This is a genomic window from Sulfurimonas sp. NWX367, assembly GCF_039667065.1.
In the GTDB taxonomy this organism is placed as follows: domain Bacteria; phylum Campylobacterota; class Campylobacteria; order Campylobacterales; family Sulfurimonadaceae; genus Sulfurimonas; species Sulfurimonas hydrogeniphila.
The window spans coordinates 471,561-492,930 of the sequence record NZ_JALCZM010000001.1 but is presented as its reverse complement, the minus strand read 5'-3'; the positions used below and the strand labels follow the sequence as shown (position 1 = coordinate 492,930).

Annotated in this window: 24 protein-coding genes and 1 pseudogene; 21 read left to right on the top strand and 4 right to left on the bottom strand. The window is 35.3% G+C overall.

All coding sequences use genetic code 11. The features are described 5' to 3' along the window. The first annotated feature begins 8 nt into the window (after window positions 1-8). From MNY28_RS02555 to MNY28_RS02490, 14 genes are all read left to right on the top strand, one after another. The gene (locus MNY28_RS02555) at window positions 9-527 is read left to right on the top strand and encodes a type II secretion system protein (protein ID WP_346388814.1); all 519 of its coding nucleotides are present in this window, start codon (window positions 9-11) and stop codon (window positions 525-527) included. Beyond that, on the top strand, window positions 524-1,738 hold the full coding sequence (locus MNY28_RS02550) for a type II secretion system F family protein (protein WP_346388813.1): 1,215 nt from the start codon (window positions 524-526) through the stop codon (window positions 1,736-1,738). Before MNY28_RS02555 ends, MNY28_RS02550 begins: the two co-directional genes overlap by 4 nt. Further along, entirely contained in the window at window positions 1,739-2,650 is a 912-nt protein-coding gene (locus tag MNY28_RS02545; RefSeq protein ID WP_346388812.1) for a hypothetical protein, read from the top strand. After that, a complete protein-coding gene (locus MNY28_RS02540; protein WP_346388811.1) occupies window positions 2,634-3,557 on the top strand; it encodes a hypothetical protein in 924 nt (307 codons plus the stop codon). The genes MNY28_RS02545 and MNY28_RS02540 overlap by 17 nt, the downstream gene beginning before the upstream one ends. Continuing rightward, the gene (locus tag MNY28_RS02535) at window positions 3,554-3,961 is read left to right on the top strand and encodes a hypothetical protein (protein ID WP_346388810.1); all 408 of its coding nucleotides are present in this window, start codon (window positions 3,554-3,556) and stop codon (window positions 3,959-3,961) included. Before MNY28_RS02540 ends, MNY28_RS02535 begins: the two co-directional genes overlap by 4 nt. Beyond that, the gene (locus tag MNY28_RS02530; protein ID WP_346388809.1) at window positions 3,955-4,488 is read left to right on the top strand and encodes a hypothetical protein; all 534 of its coding nucleotides are present in this window, start codon (window positions 3,955-3,957) and stop codon (window positions 4,486-4,488) included. Before MNY28_RS02535 ends, MNY28_RS02530 begins: the two co-directional genes overlap by 7 nt. Beyond that, entirely contained in the window at window positions 4,472-5,284 is an 813-nt protein-coding gene (locus MNY28_RS02525) for a hypothetical protein (protein ID WP_346388808.1), read from the top strand. Before MNY28_RS02530 ends, MNY28_RS02525 begins: the two co-directional genes overlap by 17 nt. Then, window positions 5,271-7,127 (top strand): secretin N-terminal domain-containing protein, encoded by a 1,857-nt coding sequence (locus MNY28_RS02520; RefSeq protein WP_346388807.1) that lies wholly within the window; start codon window positions 5,271-5,273, stop codon window positions 7,125-7,127. Before MNY28_RS02525 ends, MNY28_RS02520 begins: the two co-directional genes overlap by 14 nt. Then, window positions 7,127-8,635, top strand: coding sequence for a GspE/PulE family protein (locus MNY28_RS02515; RefSeq protein WP_346388806.1), 1,509 nt, complete (start codon window positions 7,127-7,129; stop codon window positions 8,633-8,635). Before MNY28_RS02520 ends, MNY28_RS02515 begins: the two co-directional genes overlap by 1 nt. Continuing rightward, window positions 8,610-9,104: a prepilin-type N-terminal cleavage/methylation domain-containing protein gene (locus MNY28_RS02510; RefSeq protein WP_346388805.1), complete on the top strand. Its 495-nt coding sequence runs from the start codon at window positions 8,610-8,612 to the stop codon at window positions 9,102-9,104. The genes MNY28_RS02515 and MNY28_RS02510 overlap by 26 nt, the downstream gene beginning before the upstream one ends. Continuing rightward, the gene (locus MNY28_RS02505; RefSeq protein ID WP_151900237.1) at window positions 9,101-9,604 is read left to right on the top strand and encodes a prepilin-type N-terminal cleavage/methylation domain-containing protein; all 504 of its coding nucleotides are present in this window, start codon (window positions 9,101-9,103) and stop codon (window positions 9,602-9,604) included. Before MNY28_RS02510 ends, MNY28_RS02505 begins: the two co-directional genes overlap by 4 nt. 370 nt (window positions 9,605-9,974) lie before the next feature. Next, window positions 9,975-10,277 (top strand): nucleotidyltransferase domain-containing protein, encoded by a 303-nt coding sequence (locus MNY28_RS02500; RefSeq protein ID WP_151900238.1) that lies wholly within the window; start codon window positions 9,975-9,977, stop codon window positions 10,275-10,277. After that, window positions 10,249-10,707 carry a HepT-like ribonuclease domain-containing protein gene (locus MNY28_RS02495; RefSeq protein ID WP_151900239.1) on the top strand — a complete coding sequence of 153 codons (459 nt, stop codon included), beginning with the start codon at window positions 10,249-10,251 and terminating at the stop codon, window positions 10,705-10,707. The genes MNY28_RS02500 and MNY28_RS02495 overlap by 29 nt, the downstream gene beginning before the upstream one ends. Before the next feature lie 85 nt (window positions 10,708-10,792). Then, on the top strand, window positions 10,793-10,987 hold the full coding sequence (locus MNY28_RS02490) for a hypothetical protein (RefSeq protein ID WP_151900240.1): 195 nt from the start codon (window positions 10,793-10,795) through the stop codon (window positions 10,985-10,987). A 346-nt stretch (window positions 10,988-11,333) separates the two neighbouring features. Here MNY28_RS02490 and MNY28_RS02485 read toward each other — a convergent pair. Both MNY28_RS02485 and MNY28_RS02480 read right to left on the bottom strand, forming a co-directional pair. Continuing rightward, window positions 11,334-11,570 (bottom strand): annotated as a pseudogene (locus MNY28_RS02485) (IS3 family transposase); the annotation flags it as partial. Window positions 11,571-11,833: 263 nt separating this feature from the next. After that, the gene (locus tag MNY28_RS02480; RefSeq protein ID WP_151900242.1) at window positions 11,834-12,046 is read right to left on the bottom strand and encodes a hypothetical protein; all 213 of its coding nucleotides are present in this window, start codon (window positions 12,044-12,046) and stop codon (window positions 11,834-11,836) included. Window positions 12,047-12,210: 164 nt separating this feature from the next. On the opposite strand from MNY28_RS02480, the gene MNY28_RS02475 reads away from it, so the two are divergent. The 7 genes from MNY28_RS02475 to MNY28_RS02445 all read left to right on the top strand — a co-directional run bounded on the left by MNY28_RS02475 (window position 12,211) and on the right by MNY28_RS02445 (window position 19,409). Continuing rightward, a complete protein-coding gene (locus MNY28_RS02475) occupies window positions 12,211-12,642 on the top strand; it encodes a CoA-binding protein (RefSeq protein WP_346389035.1) in 432 nt (143 codons plus the stop codon). A gap of 2 nt (window positions 12,643-12,644) precedes the next feature. Next, complete coding sequence (ilvA, locus tag MNY28_RS02470; protein ID WP_346388804.1) at window positions 12,645-13,847, top strand: threonine ammonia-lyase; 1,203 nt, start codon at window positions 12,645-12,647, stop codon at window positions 13,845-13,847. 2 nt (window positions 13,848-13,849) lie between these two features. Then, a complete protein-coding gene (locus tag MNY28_RS02465; RefSeq protein ID WP_346388803.1) occupies window positions 13,850-15,976 on the top strand; it encodes a WD40 repeat domain-containing protein in 2,127 nt (708 codons plus the stop codon). Window positions 15,977-16,056: 80 nt separating this feature from the next. Next, a complete protein-coding gene (locus MNY28_RS02460; protein ID WP_346388802.1) occupies window positions 16,057-17,754 on the top strand; it encodes an acetolactate synthase large subunit in 1,698 nt (565 codons plus the stop codon). Further along, window positions 17,754-18,230 carry an acetolactate synthase small subunit gene (gene ilvN, locus MNY28_RS02455; protein ID WP_151900246.1) on the top strand — a complete coding sequence of 159 codons (477 nt, stop codon included), beginning with the start codon at window positions 17,754-17,756 and terminating at the stop codon, window positions 18,228-18,230. Before MNY28_RS02460 ends, ilvN begins: the two co-directional genes overlap by 1 nt. Before the next feature lie 4 nt (window positions 18,231-18,234). Beyond that, window positions 18,235-19,185 (top strand): UDP-3-O-(3-hydroxymyristoyl)glucosamine N-acyltransferase, encoded by a 951-nt coding sequence (gene lpxD / locus MNY28_RS02450; protein ID WP_346388801.1) that lies wholly within the window; start codon window positions 18,235-18,237, stop codon window positions 19,183-19,185. Window positions 19,186-19,205: 20 nt separating this feature from the next. Further along, on the top strand, window positions 19,206-19,409 hold the full coding sequence (locus MNY28_RS02445) for a hypothetical protein (RefSeq protein WP_193149839.1): 204 nt from the start codon (window positions 19,206-19,208) through the stop codon (window positions 19,407-19,409). Window positions 19,410-19,417: 8 nt separating this feature from the next. Here MNY28_RS02445 and MNY28_RS02440 read toward each other — a convergent pair whose 3' ends face one another. Continuing rightward, window positions 19,418-20,590, bottom strand: coding sequence for a pyridoxal phosphate-dependent aminotransferase (locus MNY28_RS02440; RefSeq protein WP_346388800.1), 1,173 nt, complete (start codon window positions 20,588-20,590; stop codon window positions 19,418-19,420). Between the two features lie 77 nt (window positions 20,591-20,667). Next, a complete protein-coding gene (gene cysE, locus MNY28_RS02435) occupies window positions 20,668-21,369 on the bottom strand; it encodes a serine O-acetyltransferase (protein ID WP_346388799.1) in 702 nt (233 codons plus the stop codon). Window position 21,370: the final 1 nt, after the last annotated feature.

Sequence of the window (21,370 nt, the reverse complement as noted above, 5' to 3'; positions counted from 1 at the left end):
TACTGTTTTTGAAAAAAGCCTTTACTCTCATTGAACTTATGATAGTCATAGTGATAATGGGAGTTGTTTATACTTTGGTCATAGGCAGTTTTAAAAAGCTCAGTGAAAAAAGTACAAATTTGTCACTTAAAAATTTAAAAGAGTTTTTACAATCTTATCCGCATAAAGAGAGTGCAAAGTTTGTTTGTTTGGATAACTGCAAGAATTGTTTTGTACTGATAGATGGAAAAAAGCAGGATATAAGGATAAAAAATTTCCTTGATGAGAGTGTACAAGTTTATCGCTATGACTTTGATCTTGGTGCGATGCAAAAAGAGAATACAGGCTATTTTAATCAGGAGAATATTGAAGAAAATGTCTGCTTTTCATATGAAGTGGATGGTGACGGAGTCGGTGATCAGGTACTGGTAGAGTATAAAAACAATGTATATGATTTTACACCCTATTTTGAACCTCCGCAAGTGTACAGCAGTGTAGAAGAAGCAGTAAATGCAAAACAAGATTTAATGACAAAGATAATACAATGATATTTAAGTACAGCGGAATTGACGAGTTTGGTAAAAAAGTATCTGACAAGATTGAAGCTTCTGATTTGGCAGAGGCAAAGAATAAGATTAAAGCCAAAAAGATTATTTATCAAAAAATCAGTGAAGAAGCTCCGTCATTTTTTGACTCCGTACATTTTTCAAGAAAATACCGAATAAGTACAAAAGAGTTGTCCGGGCTTTCTCGTGAACTTGCCATGTATATCCGTTCCGGTATCAGTATAGTGTCTGCACTGAAAATTGTGCAGACACATTATGAAAACAACAAAAAGATGAAACTCTTTTTATCTACAGTGAGTACACATCTGAATGAGGGAAAAGATTTTTACTCAGCACTTGAAGCGCAAAAGGTAGTGGTGCTTCCGGAATTTTTCAAGTACTCGATAAAAGTCAGTGAAAACGGGGGCGTTTTGGATGAAGTGCTTTTGGAACTTTCAAAATTTTTAAAAGAACAGGAACGCATTAAAAAAGAGATAAAAAGTGCTTTTGCCTACCCTTCTTTTATGATAATTGTCTCTTTGCTTATGATTGCTTTTATGCTGACCTTTGTGGTGCCGCAGATTACAGGAATATTTGTCAATATGCATCAGGAACTGCCTACACCTACAAAAGTAGTCATTGCAGCAGGAACATTTTTTCAAAATAATTTTAAAATCATTTTGGCATCACTGTTTGCCGGTATTGTCATATTTATATCTGCACGCAAGAAAAGCCGCTCTTTTGCGTACGGGGTCGATAAACTGCTGTTAAAACTTCCGTATTTCGGAGAGATTATACAAAAAAGCGAATTGGCACGTTTCTCTTATATGGCATCTTTGCTGGTCCGCTCGGGTGTCCCTTTTGTGCGTACTATAAATCTCGGGACAAATATTTTAAACAATCTTGTGCTCAAAGAGCTGTTTACAACTGCTTCAAAGAAAGTGGTAGAAGGAAAACTGCTTTCAAATGCACTCAATGAATCAGATATAAAGATTGATTATGCTTTTATCCAGTCTATAGCTTTGGGAGAAGAGACGTCAGAACTTGAAACAATTTTGCATAATGTTTCAGAACTCTATTTTGAAGAGAATCGTGACAAAATTTCTCTGCTGTTAACTTTGCTTGAACCTGCTCTTATGCTCTTTGTCGGTGGATCTATCGGATTTATAGTTTCTGCTATGCTGTTGCCAATTTTTTCTATGAGTATTCAGTAAATGTTAAAAAAAAATGCAATAGCCCTCTTGATAACGATGTTTTTCATTATGGCAATTACAGTTACAATAGGGGTCTCACTCGGACATATCAACAGTGCAAAAGAGAATCTTTCCTCTGAGAAATTTTTACTGCAAACTACTGCTGTTTTGGATGATATGCTGAAAATTTTAAAAGAGACTCCCGAACTTGATGATATAAACGACACACAGACTTTTCGTGCATTTTTATTGCAATACAGCACAGTTGTCCCGTTAAGTACGGATATAATGGTAGAGGTAAAGCTGGAGAGTGCCCGATCTAAATTTAATTTTAATGCACTTAAAAAGAACACAGCTGAAGGAGAGAGTGCACTGAAGAATGCACTTATCGGTTATTTGAATGCAAAAATGATCAACAGTGAGTATCTTTATCTCCTTGAAGATCTAACAGGCGGTATAAAAGAAGACGGAATGTATAACAGTGCTCTGTTTGATGAGAATCCTTATCTTTTTAGAGACTATATAAGTTCTGACGAACAGATAAAAGAGTTAAATGAGTATTATAAAAAAACCTATCATGATAACAGCGTTGAAGATATAAATCTGCATAAAATCTTTACTTTTGGAAATTATAAAAATTCTTCTTATGTGATTGATTTAAACTTTGTAAACAGGGATGTTTTTAATATAATGTCAGGGAACTATTATGAGCAGGAAAACACTGCTGCAGAAGATGATAATTTTTTTGTGGACTGTGACAAATTGACGGCAGAAGAGAAAGAAGACTTGAAAAGAAAATTTAATGCAAGTTGTGATTTGCAAAAAATTATAACAGTGACGCTTTTGGTCACACAGGGCAAACAAAATGCTGAAATAAAATTTGAATACAATATAAAAAGCAAAAAAGGATCAAACTTTGTTTACAAAATTTAAAAATAATTACAAAACAATTTTGTTGGATCCTTTCATGGAACCAGTGCAGACTGAAGAAAAAATAAATGTTGTTTTATCTCCGTCTTTATACTGGGTAAAGAAAATTTCTTTACCTGTGAAATATATAAGAGAAGTAAAAAAACTGCTTCCTTCCATTTTTGAAGATATTCTGCCTGAAGGTCACTACAGCTACTATGCCTATAAAGAAAATGACGAGTATATAGTTTTTGCCTATGAAGATAAAATGATTCTGGAGCTGATGGCACAAAAAGAAATATCTCCTTCAAATGTTGTCAATATCTATTTTGCACAGAGTGAATTTTCTTCCTTGGAAGGGGCCTGTAGAGTAAATGAAAAACAGGCGCTTGTAGTGAAAAACGGTATAGTGATTCTTGTACCGGATTTTTGGATAAAAGAAGCAGGTATCCTTAAACCGGATGATTTTAAACCATCCGGTCATGCTATAGTTTTACAGCAGTTTAATCATATTCTCAAAAAGTCCAGTTTTTATAAGATTGGTTTTGTTCTGTTGTTTATCACAGGTATAGTTTTCGGAGAATGGCTTATTACTATGGATAAGGCAGCCACGCTTGAAGATCAAAGGAGTGCCGTATTTGCAAAATATAATTTAAAGCCTACCATGATGCAAAATCAGGCTATTCATGCAGAACTGAATAAAATATACGAAAAACAGATGAAACTGAGAGAATATATAGGATATTTTCTCAAAATGCATCTTGCAAAAAATGAAAAAATTTCTTACATAGGATTTGATTCCAAAGTGTTAACAGTGATTATAAAAGGTGTTACACAGAGTAAAAAAATTATAGAAGCATTGAAACGTAAAGGTATTCATGCTAAAACCCAATTAAAAAATTCAGTACTGACTTTGGAGATAACTTTATGAACCGCTTAAATCCTCTTTACGTTGGCATCTTTTTACTTTTGCTTTTACTGTTTTTTGTTTTGAAGCTCATAGATGCAAAAAAAGAGCTCCATCAGGAAAAAATTCTCTATGAAAAAACACTGAAAGTTTCTTTAGACACGAGTGCTTTAAAAAAAGCATTTGCCAACAAAGAAAAAGAGAAAAAGGAGATTCTACATATATTGTCAAATCCTGTTTTAAAGAGTTCCAAGATAAAAAAAGAAATAACAAACTCAGGAATACACATCAGTTCTCAAAACATGGATATAAAAGCTTTGAATTTTTTAATGGGTAAAATTCTCAATACAACATTTAACATAACAATGCTGAAAATAAAAAGAATCAGCGCGAGCAAATCAACGCTGGAGGTGAAGATAAAATGGTAAAAAAACTGGTTTTATTCCTGTTGTATGTCCTGTTTTTTATGATGGCATTTATCTATTTTTCTCCCAAAGTAAATATATACTATTTTGCTGAAGAGCAACTGCAAAAAAAAGGTATTGTTCTGAATGATGAGACTCTCAGTGATGAAGGTTTTACGCTTGAAATAAAAAATGCTGTTTTATATGTTAAAACACTCGAAACTGCAAAAATACAAAAGATAAAACTGAATCTTTTTCTTTTGTATAACAGTGTAGAGGTTGAAGGTTTGGTCTTATCCGATATGGCATCAGGATTTATACCTTTACATGTAAAGAGTCTGTATCTTGTCTATACTGTATTTGATCCTTTACATGTAACGGGAAAATGCAGTGGTGAGTTTGGAGAGGCTGATATTGATATCGACCTTGTCAAGAGAACTTTGCAGGTTTTGATAAAACCTTCAAAAAAAATGTTGACTCATTATCGTACAACACTGCGAAATTTGAAAAAAGATAAAAACGGAGGCTTCATTTATGAACAAAGTCTCTAATTCTAAGATGTTGCAAATCATTACAAAATTGTTGATTTTAATAGCTCTTTCCAAACTGCTTGCGCTCGTGCTGTTATGGTATTTGCCAAGCAATGGTATAGATGTAAAGATAAAAAAGAATTATCGTCCGGCATATCAAAGAGTAAATTTTACAAATATGCTTACTCCTTTGCATACAAATACCAAGGGGTATAAAAAAACAAATGAAACGGGTGCGCACAGAAGTATTACCGACATGACTCTGATCGGTCTTTATGGTTCTAAAAATTATGGATATGCCATAGTGGCAATGAAATCGAATTTGAAAAAAACTTCAATTATCGGAGTGGGTGAAACGTATAATGGCTATACTTTGAAAGAAATCAATAACGATAATGTTGTTTTTACAAAAGACGGCAAAAACTATATACTGTATTTTGTCAAACAAAAAATTAAAGATGTAAGTATAAACCGGGTCACGCATAATGAAACAGATAATGGTGTGACAAATATATCAAGGCAGGATATAAAGTTTTTTGAAAAAAATCCTCAAAAGATTTGGAAACAAATTGCCATAAAGGAAGTCATGGAAGATGGAAAAATTAAAGGTTTTAAGATAATGAAAATAAATAAAAATTCAAAATTTGCAGCACTCGGGTTGCAAAAAGGTGATATTGTCATTAAAGCAAACAATATTGATTTGACATCATATAAAGCAGTGATGAATATATATAAAAATGTAAACAAATTAAGCGAAATAAGCTTGGTTGTTTTAAGAAATAACACAGAAAAGGAATTGATATATGAAATTCATTAAGCACATAGGATTGATACTACTTTTAACATTCTCTCTTCAGGCAAGAGAACAGGTGAATGTTAACTTTTCAAATTTGGCCATTGATGATTTTGTAAAACTGGTAGCAAAAATTACACATAAAAATATTTTAATGAATTATAAAATAAACGGAAGTGTGAATCTTGTAAGTTCTGCACCTATCTATGATGATGAATTGATGGGGATGCTGGTTTCTGTTTTACAGTCAAAAGGCTACTCTTTGGCACGTAATGGGTCTTATTATGAAATTGTCCGCTCTTCTGAGGTTGCAAGATCTAATGCGGATGTTGTCAAACCAAACCAAAAAGTATCCGGATCTTTAATGGTAACCCAGGCTGTTAAAGTAGAGGGTGAAAATGTAGATATTATAGCGGCAAAGATTCGTTATCTTATTTCAAAAACTGCAAAACTGATGACATTAAAAGAGAGCAATACGATCTTGATAACTGATTATCCAAAAAATATAGAAACCATTAAAAAAATAATCAGAGATATTCAAATAACAAACAACTCTATTGTAAAACTGGTATATATAAAACATGCAGATGCCGGAAAACTTCAGGCTCGTTTGTTGGATATAAGCAAGTCAATATTTAATCCTAAAGTCGTTTCGGACAAAGTCAATATCATTTTTGATGAAAATATAAACGGTTTGATTGTTATCGGAAATAAAAAGAATGTAGCAAAAATTGAAGATTTGGCGAAAAAACTTGATGTAGAGTCAAACATTAGCCGGTCAGTTGAAATTTACAGTCTTAAAAACTCTGATGCAAAGAATGTTATCAAAACCCTAAAAGAGATTATTTCTGATAAAACATATCAAGGGCTTACCACAAAACCGAATATTTCTTCGAGCGAAGAGATCAATGCCATCATCGCAGTTGCTGATCCTGAGATACTCAAAGGAATCAAGGTTATTATTGATGCACTGGACAAGGAAAAATACCAGGTATATGTTCAGGCAAGAATTATTAATATCAATAAAAACAATGCCGAAAGTTTAGGAATGAAATATGGTTTTGCAGCAGGAGATGTTTCAGCATCCGGACTTTATGCAATGAGTGCAAATTTTGGTGATGCTAATTTGCAAAATCTGGCATCAACACAGATTATCAATTATCTCGGTGCTATTGGCTCTGGCGCAAAAAGCGCATTGGCCCTTGGGGCAACACTTGATTTTTTACAAAGTCACGGCGCATCAAAAACAATATCAAATCCTTCAATTCTCTGTGTCAACAATAAACAATCTTCCATCTATGTCGGTAAAACCATCTCTATAATATCCGGTGCAACAACAAATGCTGTTTCGGGGGTGACAAACAACTATAAAAGAGAAAATATCGGTCTGACATTACGAATCAAACCCAGAGTATCCTCAAACGACAAGGTAACTTTGGATGTTGAAGCGTCTTTGGAAAATATTTTAAGCTCTGATGCAGCGGGACAGCCTGTTACGTCAAAGCAAGAGGTGAAGACACAGGCAATTTTAAGAAGCGGCGAAAGCATTATCATCGGCGGTCTTGTAAAATCCCTTGACAGAAAAACAAAAACAAAAGTTCCTCTGCTGGGTGATATTCCAATGATAGGAGAGTATCTTTTTTCATCTACTGAAACAATTAAAGAACAGGATAACTTAGTAGTCATTCTGACTCCTTATGTCATAGACAAAAGTGAAGAACTTTCAAAACTGCAAAGAGACCTGGGTGTTCTTTCAAGTGTGCAAAAAGAGTATAATGAAAAAATCTTTAAAAAGATAACGAGTAAAAAAAATGAAAAGATACAAAAGAATACAGAACCTGCAGTGCATGTCAAAGGTGTCTATTAATGCTCAATACAGAAGTGCTTCATGATTTACATTTACAGGTATGTGAACCTGAGGGTATACCAACGGAGATCAGTGTTAAAAACTATCTTCTTTTTAGTAAAACAGGAGAAGAAGTCATTGCATGTGTCTGTGAAAGATATTTGGTTGAAGCGAGTAACTATTATACAAAACTAGAAATCAAATATCCTCTCAAGATGCTTGATGAAGACTCGTATGACAGGCTTTATAACCGTTTTTTGGAACTTCGAACAGACAAAGCAATAGAGACAATGCAGGAAGATTCTTCAGAAGAGAATGAACAAGAAGACATCTCTCTGACCGATTTTTTAAGAACGTCGAGTGACATTTTAACGAGTGAAGAATCAGCACCCATTATCAAGTTTGTCAATGCACTTTTTTATCAGGCTGTCAAAAAAAGAGCTTCGGATATCCATATAGAGGTCAAAGAGAAGAGTGGTGAAGTCCGATTTCGTATAGACGGAATGCTGAGTAAAAATGCAGATTTGGACAAAAAAGTTGTCAGTCTTATCATCAGCCGTATTAAAGTTATTTCAAATTTGGATATTTCGGAAAAACGTATTCCCCAAGACGGAAGAACACAGATAAAAATTGCAGGCGAGATATTGGATATCAGGGTTTCGGTACTGCCTACTTTTTATGGAGAAAGAGTTGTTATGCGTATTTTAATGCAAAGTTCACAAATACCGCAGATAACAGAGCTTGGATTTCATCAGGATATGATTGAAAAGATCAAAAGTCTGTTACGCCTTTCACACGGAATTATTTTAGTGACCGGACCGACAGGGAGTGGTAAAACAACATCTTTGCACTCTTTCCTGCGAGAAGTGGAATCTCCCGAAAAAAATCTTATAACCGTTGAAGATCCTGTGGAGTATAAATCAGAAAGCATATCGCAGATTCAAGTGAATGAAAAAGTAGGACTCACCTTTGCAAGTGCTCTGCGTTCAATTTTACGCCAGGATCCTGATGTCATAATGATAGGAGAAATCAGAGATGAAGAGACAGCATCTATTGCGGTGCGTGCAGCACTGACAGGGCATCTGGTTTTTTCTACAATTCACACAAATTCTGCATCTGCTACGATATCAAGATTGGTTGATATGGGAATTGCACCGTTTTTAATATCCTCTTCTATTTTAGGTATTTTGGCGCAAAGGCTGGTCCGCATATTATGCCCTGAGTGCAAAGAAGAAGATGTCATAGCTGAAAATTTTGCCGATGACTACAATATCCCAAAAGAGAGCAAAATTTTTAAAGCAAAAGGATGCCCTGCATGTAACTACAGTGGCTACACAGGCAGAAGATCGATAGGAGAACTTTTGATTATGAATGACAAGGTAAAAGATCTTTTAAAAACTACAGCGGATGAGCACAGTATCAAAGAAGCACTGGAAGCTGACGGTTTGCAAAGTATCTCTTTTCAACTCTCCAACATGGTTTTAAATGGAGAAACTTCGCTGGATGAAGCAATCCGTATCGGATTATAAAATGTTTTGTACTGCTACATGTAATCTTCACAGGAGAGCTTTTACATTGATAGAGGTAATGGTAGCAGTGATGATTATTTCAGTGGTAATTATGGCGTTACTGCAAATAAATGCCAACAATACACATATATTTTCTCAGGTGAAAAATCAGGAAACGGCTACGCAATATCTTTCATTGCTTGTAGGAACAAAATATGGCTTTGAAAATGAAAAGATATCTTTAGAAGAGTTGGTTTCAGACTTTGATTTGGATGATGATTTTAGAAGAGAACTCAAACATACAGATATAGAAATAGTGTATCAAACACTGCAGAATATTGACACAAGCATGTTTGATGAATCCGCAAACGAGGAAGAAGATAACGATCCAAATAAAAAAAACAGTGCAGGAACTATCTACGAAACAGGAAGAAGTACATTGAAAACCAAGAACTACTCCTCATCACTGTTACGGTTAAGAATACGATGAAAAAAGCTTTTACATTGATAGAAATGATGATATCTATAACTATTTTATCTATTATGATGGTTTATTTGTACAGAGTCAATGCTTCTGTAAACAAAAGTAATACATTTTATGAAAAACAGGTCAACGGATTTAATTCTCTGAGTCTAAAAAAGAGAGTACTTTTCCTAGACTTGTCTTTAATGCTTTATCAGCAAAACAGTATCGTGCATAATGACAAAAATGAAGATGTCCTCTTTTTGCAAACAACACACTCCCTTCACAGAAGAGTAAACCCTTATGTGACCTATATAGTCAAAAATAAAAAACTTTACAGACTGGAATCATTACAAAAACCTGCTTATCCGTTATCAGAAGCCGATAAATTTAATGCAGACTGTCTTGGCAGTGTTGATGTCTTCAGAGTCTATAAACAAAAGGATAAAGCAGTTTTTTTAGTCAATTTGAAGTTTGAAGATTCTGACCGTATATTGATGAAAATAAATGCTTTAAATGAATATTAAGTTTGTTTGAGAACTTTCAAAAAGACTTTATTCACAACTATATACTTTTTCGATATAATCTCTTTATTAAAAACGTCTGTTGTATTGGCGGGGATGCGTTTTAGAGTAGTTTACTGACAAAATTTAAAAAAGGACGAAAATGGAGTGTGAATCTCTCCACAACTAATTCTTTTAAAGTCCCAAGAAATAGGGTATTAATAGCCTAAAATAAAGCCTTGCATTTTTACCAAGTCCCACAAAAGTCCAAATGAAATGATATGATTTGATAAGGTTTGAAACTAAGCCTATGTCATGACAATATGCTAAAATTATGTCAGTGCATATGAGTTGTATGTTATAATCTATAAAATAATATATTTTGGAGTTAACAATGAATAAAGCGACTATTTTACAATACCTCAAAAATAAAAAAAATGAGTTTAAAAAGCTTTATGGTATAAATACATTGGGACTCTATGGTAGTTATGCAAGAGATGAAGCTAAATCTACAAGTGATATAGATATATTTTATACAAGAGACAGAAATTTTGAATTAAAGAGTGGTATTGAATTTTTAAAAATTCAAGATACGATTGCCTCAGAGCTTAATGTAGAAAAAGTAGATTTTGTTTCTTTAGATTTTATGAATCCGATAATAAAACATTATGCAAAAAAAGATTTTATCTATGTATGATGAAAAAAACTTGATTCATATTTTGACTATGCTTGAGTGTTGTGAAAAAGCATGGTTATACACAAAAGATTTTGAAAATCCAATAGACTTTATATGGGCAAATGAGCAAAAAGAACTCAATGCCACCATATCACTTTTTATAGCTATTGGTGAAGAATCTAAAAAAATAGATAGATCTTTGAAAGATTCAGTAAAATGTGAACTTTCTTGGAGTGATATAGCAGGTCTTAGAGATAAAATATCACACGATTATAGAGGTGTGGATGGAGATATCTTATGGATAGTAATTCATAAAGATTTGCACAAACTAAAATCTGCACTTATTGATATGATTAAACTGATAAATCCATCTAAAGATTTGCTAAAAGAGTTTTTAGCGACACCTTATTACAAGCATTTAGAGTATCTTTTAGCATATGAAGACTTATGATTTATAACTATACTTAGAATCGTTTAGTTAATTGAATTAATCAAGATACTGTGCTTTATAAAGATTCCAATATGGGAGATATGATATGATAATAACAAAATCGCTATTAAATATTACCAACCCAGAACAACAATTACTTTTTTATCATAATTTTTTTGCAAAAATAGAAAAAGACATCCCTCAAAAATTAAATCACATCATTACAATAGAATTTGATAGTGATGCTGCTATTGACTTTGTTCACCTTCTTATTTTTAATTTATCTGCTCAATTTTTATGAATTACTTCAAACAAAAAAACAGTATCAAGACAGAGATATTAGAATTATTTTTAATATTGAAAACTTAGCTCCCAAAGTACAAAAATATATACACACATATTTAGCTCAGTATATTGATTGTGGAATTATTTTGGTTGTCGATATAACTTTTCAAGACAGAAACAAAGTACCGTCTCTTTTTACCGATAAAAAATACTTTTATATACTACGGAAAAAGAAAAAAACTTGACTCTTTTGCAAAAACAAAAATATAATGCCCCTAAAAATCAAGACAGCATCTCCAGAAATTTAATTTCATCCTCACCTGTGATGTGTCAACCCTATTTCATACTTATCCATAAAGATTCTAAGCTGCTGTTTCAACTTGTAACATCATTTTTTCTTCAAACTCTACAGGTGACAGATTCCCATTTGCAGAGTGCATTCTTTGTTGGCTATAATAAACCTCAATATACTCAAATATAGCTTGATTGGCTTGTGCTTTTGTCTCAAAAATCTCATGATAAATGAGTTCCGTTTTGAGTGTATGAAAAAAGCTCTCTGCCACCGCGTTATCCCAACAGTTTCCTTTGCGTGGCATACTTAAAAATTGTTCCAATTAAAAAGATGAGATGGTTAGTTGTTCTTGGAGAGAATCTCTTTTTGAAGTTTGTCTGCATTTTTAAGAGTTGATCAGAAGAGATATTTTTTGGAAGCATGTGTCCGATATCTTTTTGGATATGATTTATATATCTTGCTTTCTCTTTGTTTGCTTCTTTGGTTGTGTGCGTTTTATCAGCAAAATATTTTTCTGCTAAGTCATCAAAAGTGAGTTTGGATTTTCTTTTTGCAATATGGGGTAGATCCTCACCAAGTTTTAATTTCGCTCAGTTTTGCTTTACAACAAGCTTCTGTAATCCCATCTGATTTTTTCCCTATAGTTTTTAATCTTTGTTTATTATTTGCATCGGTATATCGGATTAAAAAGATTTTATCTATTATTTTATTATTTTTCGATACAATTTCCTTATAAAAAACCCCTGCTGTGTTGGTAGGAATACGTTTTAAAAGTGTTTTCATAATTGGTTACTTGATTGATTTGAGTCCAAAAATAGTCCAAATGATATGAGTAAATTGGACTTTTTTGCAAAGGTATGATAACATAGAAAATCCTTGAAATTACCTAAAACAGGGCAATTTAGGCGATTTGATGAGAAATGATTAAATATAAAAAAGGTGTGAAAATGGAGTGCGAATTTCCTACAGTTAATTCAAATATGGATGAAGTAAAAGAGATTTTTGAGAGTGTTAAAACGATTGCAGTTTTGGGGCTTTCTCCTGATGAGAGCAAAGACAGTCACAGGGTTGCCAAATATCTTCAGGATCAGGGGTATAAAATAATTCCTGTTTATCCAAAAGGGGAGACGATTCTTGAAGAAAAAGTTTATAACTCTTTGGCTGAAATTCCTTTTGCAGTTGACATGGTTGATATTTTCAGAAAACCCGCAGCACTTGATGCCATTGCAGATGCCTGTATAAAACGTGGTGATGTAAAAGTTTTTTGGGCACAAAAAGGTATAGTAAACAATGAAGCCGCTAAAAAAGCACAGGATGCAGGAATGAAAGTTGTACAAAACCAGTGCACTATGGTTGATCATCGAAATCTACAGGGCTGATTTTGATTCCTTTACAAAAAATAAAAGATGCGCATAAACGTATAGAAGAAGTTGTTGTCAACACTCCTTTTTCATATGCTCCATATCTGAGTGAAATTTCCGGATGCAAGGTATATTTGAAAAAAGAGAACCTGCAAATAACAGGAGCATTTAAACTTCGCGGTGCATATAATAAAATAGCCACTTTGACACCACAGCAAAGAGAATGCGGTGTTGTCGCAGCAAGTGCCGGCAATCATGCCCAGGGGGTGGCCTACTCCGCTGCCGCTTTTGATACAAAAGCAGTGATAGTAATGCCGGAATCGACACCGCTTACAAAGATAGACGGAGTAAAACATTTCGGTGCAGAGGTGATTCTTGCTGGCACAAACTATGATGAAGCCTATGCCTATGCAAAGGAGTATGGCGAAAAAAATCATTTGACTTTTGTGCATCCTTTTGAAGATGAAGAGGTGATGGCAGGACAGGGTACTGTAGCCTTGGAAATTCTTGAAAAATGCCAAGAACTTGACGCTGTCCTCATTCCTGTCGGCGGCGGTGGACTTATTGCCGGTATGGCCAGTGCTCTCAAAGCTGTCAACCCCGCTGTAAAAGTAATTGGTGTGAGTGCCAAAGGTGCACCTGCATTTAAAAATTCCTATGATTTAAAAAGAGCTGTTGATTCTACAAGCGTAAGAACGATAGCCGACGGGATAGCAGTACGCGACACTTCTGTGGTTACTCTCAAACATGCCCTTGAGTGTGTGGACGAGATAATAAGTGTAGATGATGAGGAGATAGCAAGTGCCATTTTGTTTTTACTTGAGAAACAAAAACTGGTGGTTGAAGGAGCCGGATCTGTCGGTGTTGCGGCACTACTGCATCATAAACTGGATTATCTAAAAGACAAAAATGTTGCAGTTGTTCTGAGTGGGGGAAATATGGATGTTACGCTCCTTTCTGTCATTATAGAAAAGGGTCTTCTGAAGTCTCATCGCAAAATGAAAATTACCGTCACATTGGTTGACAAGCCGGGTTCTTTAATGCGTTTTACGCAGATACTCCAAGAGTTAAATGCAAATATTGTGCATATTTCTTATGACAGAACGTCCGTATCGCTGGATTACGGAGATGCTAATGTGACCGTGCATATGGAGACAAAAGGAAAGCAGCATCAGGAAGAAATTAAAGAGGCTCTTGTAAAAGAGGGTTATTTGAGAGACTGAAAATGAAAACTGTTAAAAGTCAAAGTATTGTATATCCTGTAATCTTGATAAAAATTTTAAAAGACAAGCGTCTTGTTGTTATAGACGCTAAAACTACTGTAAGGTTTTACGACAAAGACAGCCTGAAAGTGCAAAGCGGATTTAAAGTTAATATTGAACACAAATATTATAAAAATAATGTGGTGGATTACAGCTATGACGGCAATTATTTCGCAACAATGTCAGCAGATGCAAAAGAGTCAAGACTCTATAATGCCCAAACAAAAAAAGCTATTGCCAGAGTTACCAGACACCAGGGGGAAGTTTCCTGTGTCGGTATAGACCCGCTCTCCAGGTATATGTTCTCATGCGGAGAAGACGGCAAAACTTTTGCATTGGATGTTAAAAGCGGAAAGATTGTGTTTACACTTCCCCATCATGCCGATACCATTAATGATGTCTCTTTTTCAAAAAACGGAAACTGGGTAGCCATAGCGAGTTATGACAGAAAAATCACACTGTTTAATCTGGTAACAATGACTCCGAAAGAAAAGTTAAAAGCCCACTCTGCACCAGTTATGAAACTAAAATTTTTTGGCAGAAACAAACTGGTGAGTATTGATAAAAATTCAAAAGCGATTATCTGGAATATATACAGTGGTAAGGTTATTCAAAGATTAGAAGGTATTCATGATGATGTTACTCAGCTTGTAATCAGCGGTGATGAAAAATTTCTGTTTTTAAGTACGAAGTTAGGATATATTTTAGTATATGATTTAAATACATATGAGTTGATAGCACCGAGATTTATAAAGATTACTTCGCCTATTGTCAGTTTGGCTTTTGATGATGAGCATAATCATCTTATTGTTGGAACAGAAGATGGATTCCTGATGTATTATGACATATTTGAAAAAATTGATACATTAAAAAATCTTTTAATGAAACAGGACATAGACGCAATTGAAGAAGAGGTAAAAAAGAATCCTATTTTACGTTATACGGATATATATAATTTAGTTTCAAACCTATGGGAAAACACATTGGAAAAGGCAAAAAAAGCTTTCCAAAACGGGAAAAAAGAACAGGCACTGTTAATGCTCAAAAATTTCATGAAGATTCCCAGCAAAAACAGAGTTATACAAAAACTTGTAAGTGATTATGCTGAGTATGATAAATTTGTACAACTCGCAAAAAACGGAAAACTGGCACTGGCATACAGCCTGGCAAACCAATATCCGGTTTACAAAGAATCAAAAATATATAAACTTTTAGAAGAGAGATGGAAAAAAGATTTGTTTCAGGCACTGAAATATGCTTTGCAGCCAAATCAGATGGAACGTGCCAAAGAGATTTTGGCTCCCTATAGAGGTATCAGCAATAAAACAACTTTTATTCAGGATGTTTTAACAAAGGGTGCAATCTATAAAAGATTCAGAAATGCTCTTGGCAAAAAAGATTTTAAACTGGCATCTGCTCTTGTTCATCAGAACCCTTTTTTAAAGGAGTTTCCGGAGTATGACTCGATGATAAAATATGCCGACACTATCTATATGAAAATCCAAAAACTAGTATATGAAGGTGAAAATATAGCTGCTATGAAACTGATGAATCTGCTCAGTACGTTTACAGATTTTAAAGATGAAGTTGAGCTTATGTTAAAAGAGATACAAAACAAGCAGAAATTTTATGATGCTGTAGAGAGTGGTGATTATCAAACGGCATATAATATGATGGCAGAATATGAAGAGCTCCAGGAAACCAAAGCAGGAGAAAAGCTTCAGAATGAATGGGATGCTGATCTAATCAAAGCAAACAGTTTTGCAGCTGTCGGTGATGTAAACGGGGTAAAAAACATTTTACATAAATATTTTGATATCAGTTCAAAAACGACAGCCTTGGCAACTATATTTGCCTGGACGTATATAAATCAACTCGAAACAGCCATAAGAGAAAAAAGAGATCGCAAAGAGATAGAAAACGGCATTAAAAATTATATTTTAAATTTTGGCATTGACGACCAAATAGAAATATTATTTGAAATATTTAAAAAAAGATACAAAGATACAAAATTGGATATAGAACAGTTAAAAAAAGGTTCGCTCTCTATGTGGCGGCCTTCAATGATTGTAAAATCAATTTTAGATTAATGCTTTAACCTCAATTATAGCTCTCCTGAAGTATAATTAGCGAATTTTTAAAATTATATATTATACAGAGGAGACTTTTCATGCAAATTAGTGGCGCACAGATGGTCATTGAAGCTTTAATTGCAGAAGGCGTAGATACAGTTTTTGGCTACCCTGGCGGAGCAATTATGAATGTCTATGACGAAATCTACAAACAAGACAAATTTCAACATATATTAACTCGTCACGAGCAGGCAGCGGTTCATGCTGCAGAGGGTTATTCAAAAGCCAGCGGAAAAGTCGGTGTATCTATGATAACAAGCGGTCCTGGGTTCACAAACGCTGTAACAGGTTTAGCAGATGCATACATGGATTCTATTCCTTTGGTGGTTATTTCAGGACAGGTTCCAATGAGTTTAATCGGAACAGATGCCTTTCAAGAGATTGATGCGGTTGGAATAAGCCGTTCCTGTACAAAACACAATTATCTTGTTACAGATGCAAAAGATCTGCCGCGTATACTAAAAGAGGCTTTTTATATAGCACGAACAGGCCGTCCAGGCCCGGTTCATGTTGATATACCCAAAGATGTGACTGCACAGGTTGCAGAATTTGATTATGATGTGGAGCTGGATTTAGAAACATATAAACCGCATGTCAAAGGCAATCCCCGTCAAATCAAAAAAGCTATGGAGGCGATAGCAAATGCAAAACGTCCTTTGTTTTACCTCGGCGGCGGTATCATTAATTCAAATGCAGCCTATGAGGTAAGAGATTTGGTACATACAACAGGCATTCCTGCTGTTGAGACATTTATGGCCAGAGGAACATTGTCTTATGATGATGACCTGCTTATAGGGATGCTAGGAATGCATGGTTCCTATGCGGCAAATATGGCGATGAGCGAAACAGATCTGGTCATTGCCCTCGGTGCCAGATTTGATGACCGTGTTACCGGAAAATTAAGTGAATTTGCAAAAAATGCTGCGGTTATACATGTAGATATAGATCCTGCAAGTATTTCAAAGCTTGTTAATGCAAACTATCCTATAGTAGGTGATGTGAAAAATGTTGTCAATGAGATGCTTAAACTCACCTCCATGGTAAACAGTGACAACTATGAACAGTGGAGAGAAACGATAGAAAATTTTGCAGAGTTGCATCCACTGACATTTCATGAAGATACAGAAAATATCAAGCCACAGTGGGTAGTAAAACGTGTAGGTGAGCTTCTAGGTGATGATGCAAATATTTCAACAGATGTCGGACAGCATCAAATGTGGGCGGCACAGTTTTATCCGTTTACGAGACCCCGTCAGTTTATAAGTTCCGGTGGACTCGGAACTATGGGCTTTGGTTTTCCGGCGGCTATGGGTGTCAAAGCGGCTGTTCCTGAAAAAACAAGTATCAACTTTACCGGAGACGGCTCTATTTTGATGAATTGTCAGGAGTTGATGACAGCCGTTGAGAAAAAACTACCGGTAATCAATATTATTCTGAATAATAATTTTTTGGGTATGGTTCGCCAATGGCAGACACTCTTTTATGACAAACGCCACAGTGAAACAGATCTTTCTGTACAGCCGGATTTTGTGAAACTTGCGGAAGCTTTTGGCGGAATAGGGTACAGAGTTACTACAAAAGAGGAATTTGATGCCGCTTTAAAAGAGGCTGTAGAAAAGAATATTGTTGCATTTATTGATGTTAAAGTTGAACGGTTTGAAAATGTTATGCCAATGGTTCCATCAGGCGGAAGCCTGTTTAATATGATGTTATTAGAGAAAAAGGAGAGTAAATAATGACTGACAATACAGAAAGAAGAGTAGTTTCCGTTATCGTTGTGAATGAAGCGAGTGTATTGTCCCGAATTACCGATCTTTTTTCCGGACGTGGCTACAACATTACATCCTTGACTGTTGCCCCAATTCCTGAGAGTAAATATTCCCGTTTGACAATTGTCACATCAGGTTCGGTGCGTGTGATTGAGCAGATAACAAAACAGTTGCACAAACTCATTCCTGTTTTACGGGTTTATGAACATGCAGATTTGGTTGAAAAAGAGATGGCACTGGTCAAATTTCCTATTACAGAAAACATAAGTGATATCAGCGCTATCTGTAATGCTTACAATGGAAAAATAGTCAATGTTGGTAATGATGTCATTATAACCATGGTTGCTGACGAGCCCAAAAGAGTCGATCACTATCTACAGGCGATTAAAAAATATAATCCAAAAGAGATAGTCAGAAGCGGCGCTGTTGCTTTAGAGAGATAAAAAGATGAAGCTGAGTAAAATAGCTTCAACATTAGAGTGTAGTATTGTCGACAATGATATTGATATTGTAGGAATAAATACTCTTAAAGATGCAAAAGAGAATGAAGTCTCTTTTGTGTCCAACTCAAAATATGTAAAAGATCTCGAAAATACAAAAGCTGCAGCAGTTATAATTTCTGAAAAATTAGCTTCAAAACTCCCTGCAAACTGTATTCCTTTGGTAACAAAAAACCCTTATTGGTCCATGGCCATACTCTCAAAATATTTTGCGCCGCCCGTAGAAGATGAGAGACTTCCTCTCCCGCAGATTGGGAAAAATTCAAAAATTTCTCCCAAGGCTGAAATAGCAAATGGTGCGGTAATCGGTGATAATTGTATAGTTTTGGCACATGTTTATATAGGTGCAAAAAGTGTTATAGGAAACAATACAGTTATTTATCCAAGTGTGACAATATACAGAGACTGTCAAATCGGCAATGACTGTATAATCCATGCAAACACAGTTATAGGTTCTGACGGATTCGGATTTGCGACAAATGAAAAAGGTGAGCATAAAAAGATTTATCAAAATGGGAATGTAGTTGTAGAAGATGATGTTGAAATTGGAAGCAATACCAGTATTGACAGAGCTGTTTTTGGCTCTACTTTGATAAAAAAAGGAACACGCATTGACAATCTTGTGCAGATTGGACATAACTGTGAAATCGGTGAGTATTGTGTTATGGTTTCTCAGTCTGGTCTTGCAGGTTCAACAAAACTTGGCAGAAATGTTGTTATGGGCGGGCAGGCTGCCGCAGCCGGTCACCTGGAGGTTGCCCCTTTTTCAACTTTTGCTGCACGAAGCGGAATAACAAACTCTGTAAAAGAACCCGGAAAGACATATGCAGGTTTTCCTTTGATGGGGCACAGACAATGGCTTAAACTTCAGGCAAAACTTGCTAGACTTATCAAGTAAAAACACAACAAGGAGTTAGTATGTCAAAAACAATCCCGTTAAGCGGAACAAAAAACGGTGTTATATCGGTAACAAAACTTGAGGAACCATATGGTGAGGGAAGCGGTACTGTAGCTAGTATAGGAATTTCACTCTCAGGTGATGCCCAAAATCCGGAATGGAAAGTTCATATTCCATTGGATAATTTAGAAGAAGTCATAAAGGCTTTATCTGAGCTAAAGTAGGTTTTTGCCTACTTTGCTTTGAGTTCCTGCACAAACTCATCAATTCTTTTAATACCTTCTCTGATAGTTGCAATTCCCGTAGCAAAACTGAATCTGAAATACCCTTCGCTTCCAAAACCAACACCAGGAACAACGGCTACACCTTTGGCTGCTAAAAGTTCTTTTGCAAAGCCTAGTGAATCATTACTGACTTCTTGAATATTGACAAAAAGATAAAAAGCACCATCCGGTTTTAAAACACTGAGTCCGTTGATTTTATTAAAAAGTTCTACAGCTTCATCACGACGCTTGATAAACTCTTTTCGCATCATTTCTATATCTTCATCTGCACTGCCGTCAAGTCCTGCAATAGCAGCATACTGTGTCATGGTATTGACATTGGATGTGCTTTGTGACTGCAGTTTTTTTGTTGCTTTGATAATTTCGGTATGGTGTGATGCCATATATCCGAAACGCCAGCCTGTCATGGCAACTGACTTGCTTAAACCATTGATGGTGATTGTTCTTTTAAACATGTTTTCACTGACTGCTGCTGCTGAAGTAAAATCCCCGTCATATATCAGTTTTTCATACATTTCATCGCTGGCTACGAGAACATCCGTCCCTTCAAGCACTTTTGCCAAAGCAGTGAGTTCTTCTTTGGAATAAACTGCACCGGTAGGATTTGACGGTGTTGTAAGAATCAGCATTTTTGTATTTGGTGTCAATGCTTTTTTGAGCTGTTGGGGAGTGATTTTAAAGGCAGTCGCATCACTTGTCTGAATTTCTACGACAGTCCCGTCAAAATATTTCACAAGTTCAGGGTAGGTTACCCAGTATGGCGCAGGAATAATAACCTCATCGCCTTTTTCAATTGTTACAGAAAAAAGATTAAACAAGGAATGTTTTGCGCCATTGTTAATGATAATCTGGTTAGGGTCATATGTTAAACCGTTATCTCTTTTGAGTTTGGCAGCGACTGCTTCTTTGATGGCCGGAATCCCATCTACTGCGGTATATTTTGTAAAACCGTTGTTGATTGCATCTATAGCCGCGTCTTTGATAACTCTGGGTGTATCAAAATCCGGTTCTCCGGCTGAAAAACTGAGAATGTCTTTACCCTCTGCTTTTAACTCTTGTGCAAGCGCTGTAATTGCTATTGTAATTGATTCAGATAGTTTATCTATGCGTTTTGCTAGCATTTGAACCCTTTTTTATAATATATTTGATAAATTATACTAAAAAAAAGATGTATATTTGTTGAGAAAAGAGCGAAAAATTAATTTTTCATTGATTTTATAAAAGATTCATATATATGTTCAAGTTCAAGGTCTTGATCTAGAAGATCTTTATTTTCTTTTACTAAAATATGTTCAAGTATAGCCACACGCTTGAGAAGGTATTCAAACATCTCTTTGTTTATATCAGGGAGCATATTGTGCATAAAAGGATCTTTACATCTCCCTTTTTCAATGATATGTGCAGGCAAACCGACTGCTGTGGAACAATCAGGAACTTCTTTGACGACAACCGAGTTGGCACCGATTTTTGCATATTCGCCTATTGTGATGTTTCCCAGTATCTTTGCGCCGGCTCCGATTACCGCTCCCTTTTTGATAGTCGGATGTCGTTTGCCGTGAGTTAAAGAAACACCACCGAGTGTTACACCCTGATATATGAGCACATCATCTTCAATGATGGCAGTCTCTCCGATTACAACTCCAAAACCGTGGTCAATAAAGACGCGCTTACCAATACTCGCGGCAGGGTGGATGTCAATATTTGTAAGTATTTGGGTTATTCCCATGATTGTCCTTGCTGTACGGGTAAAGTTGTTTGTATAAAGTTTGTGCGCTATTCTGTACCATGCAACTGCCCATACACCAGGGTAATTAAATAAAAAATCAATTTTTGAATTTAATGCAGGATCATTTCTGTACGCATTTGAAAAGTCTTCCTTGATATCGGCAAATATTCCCATG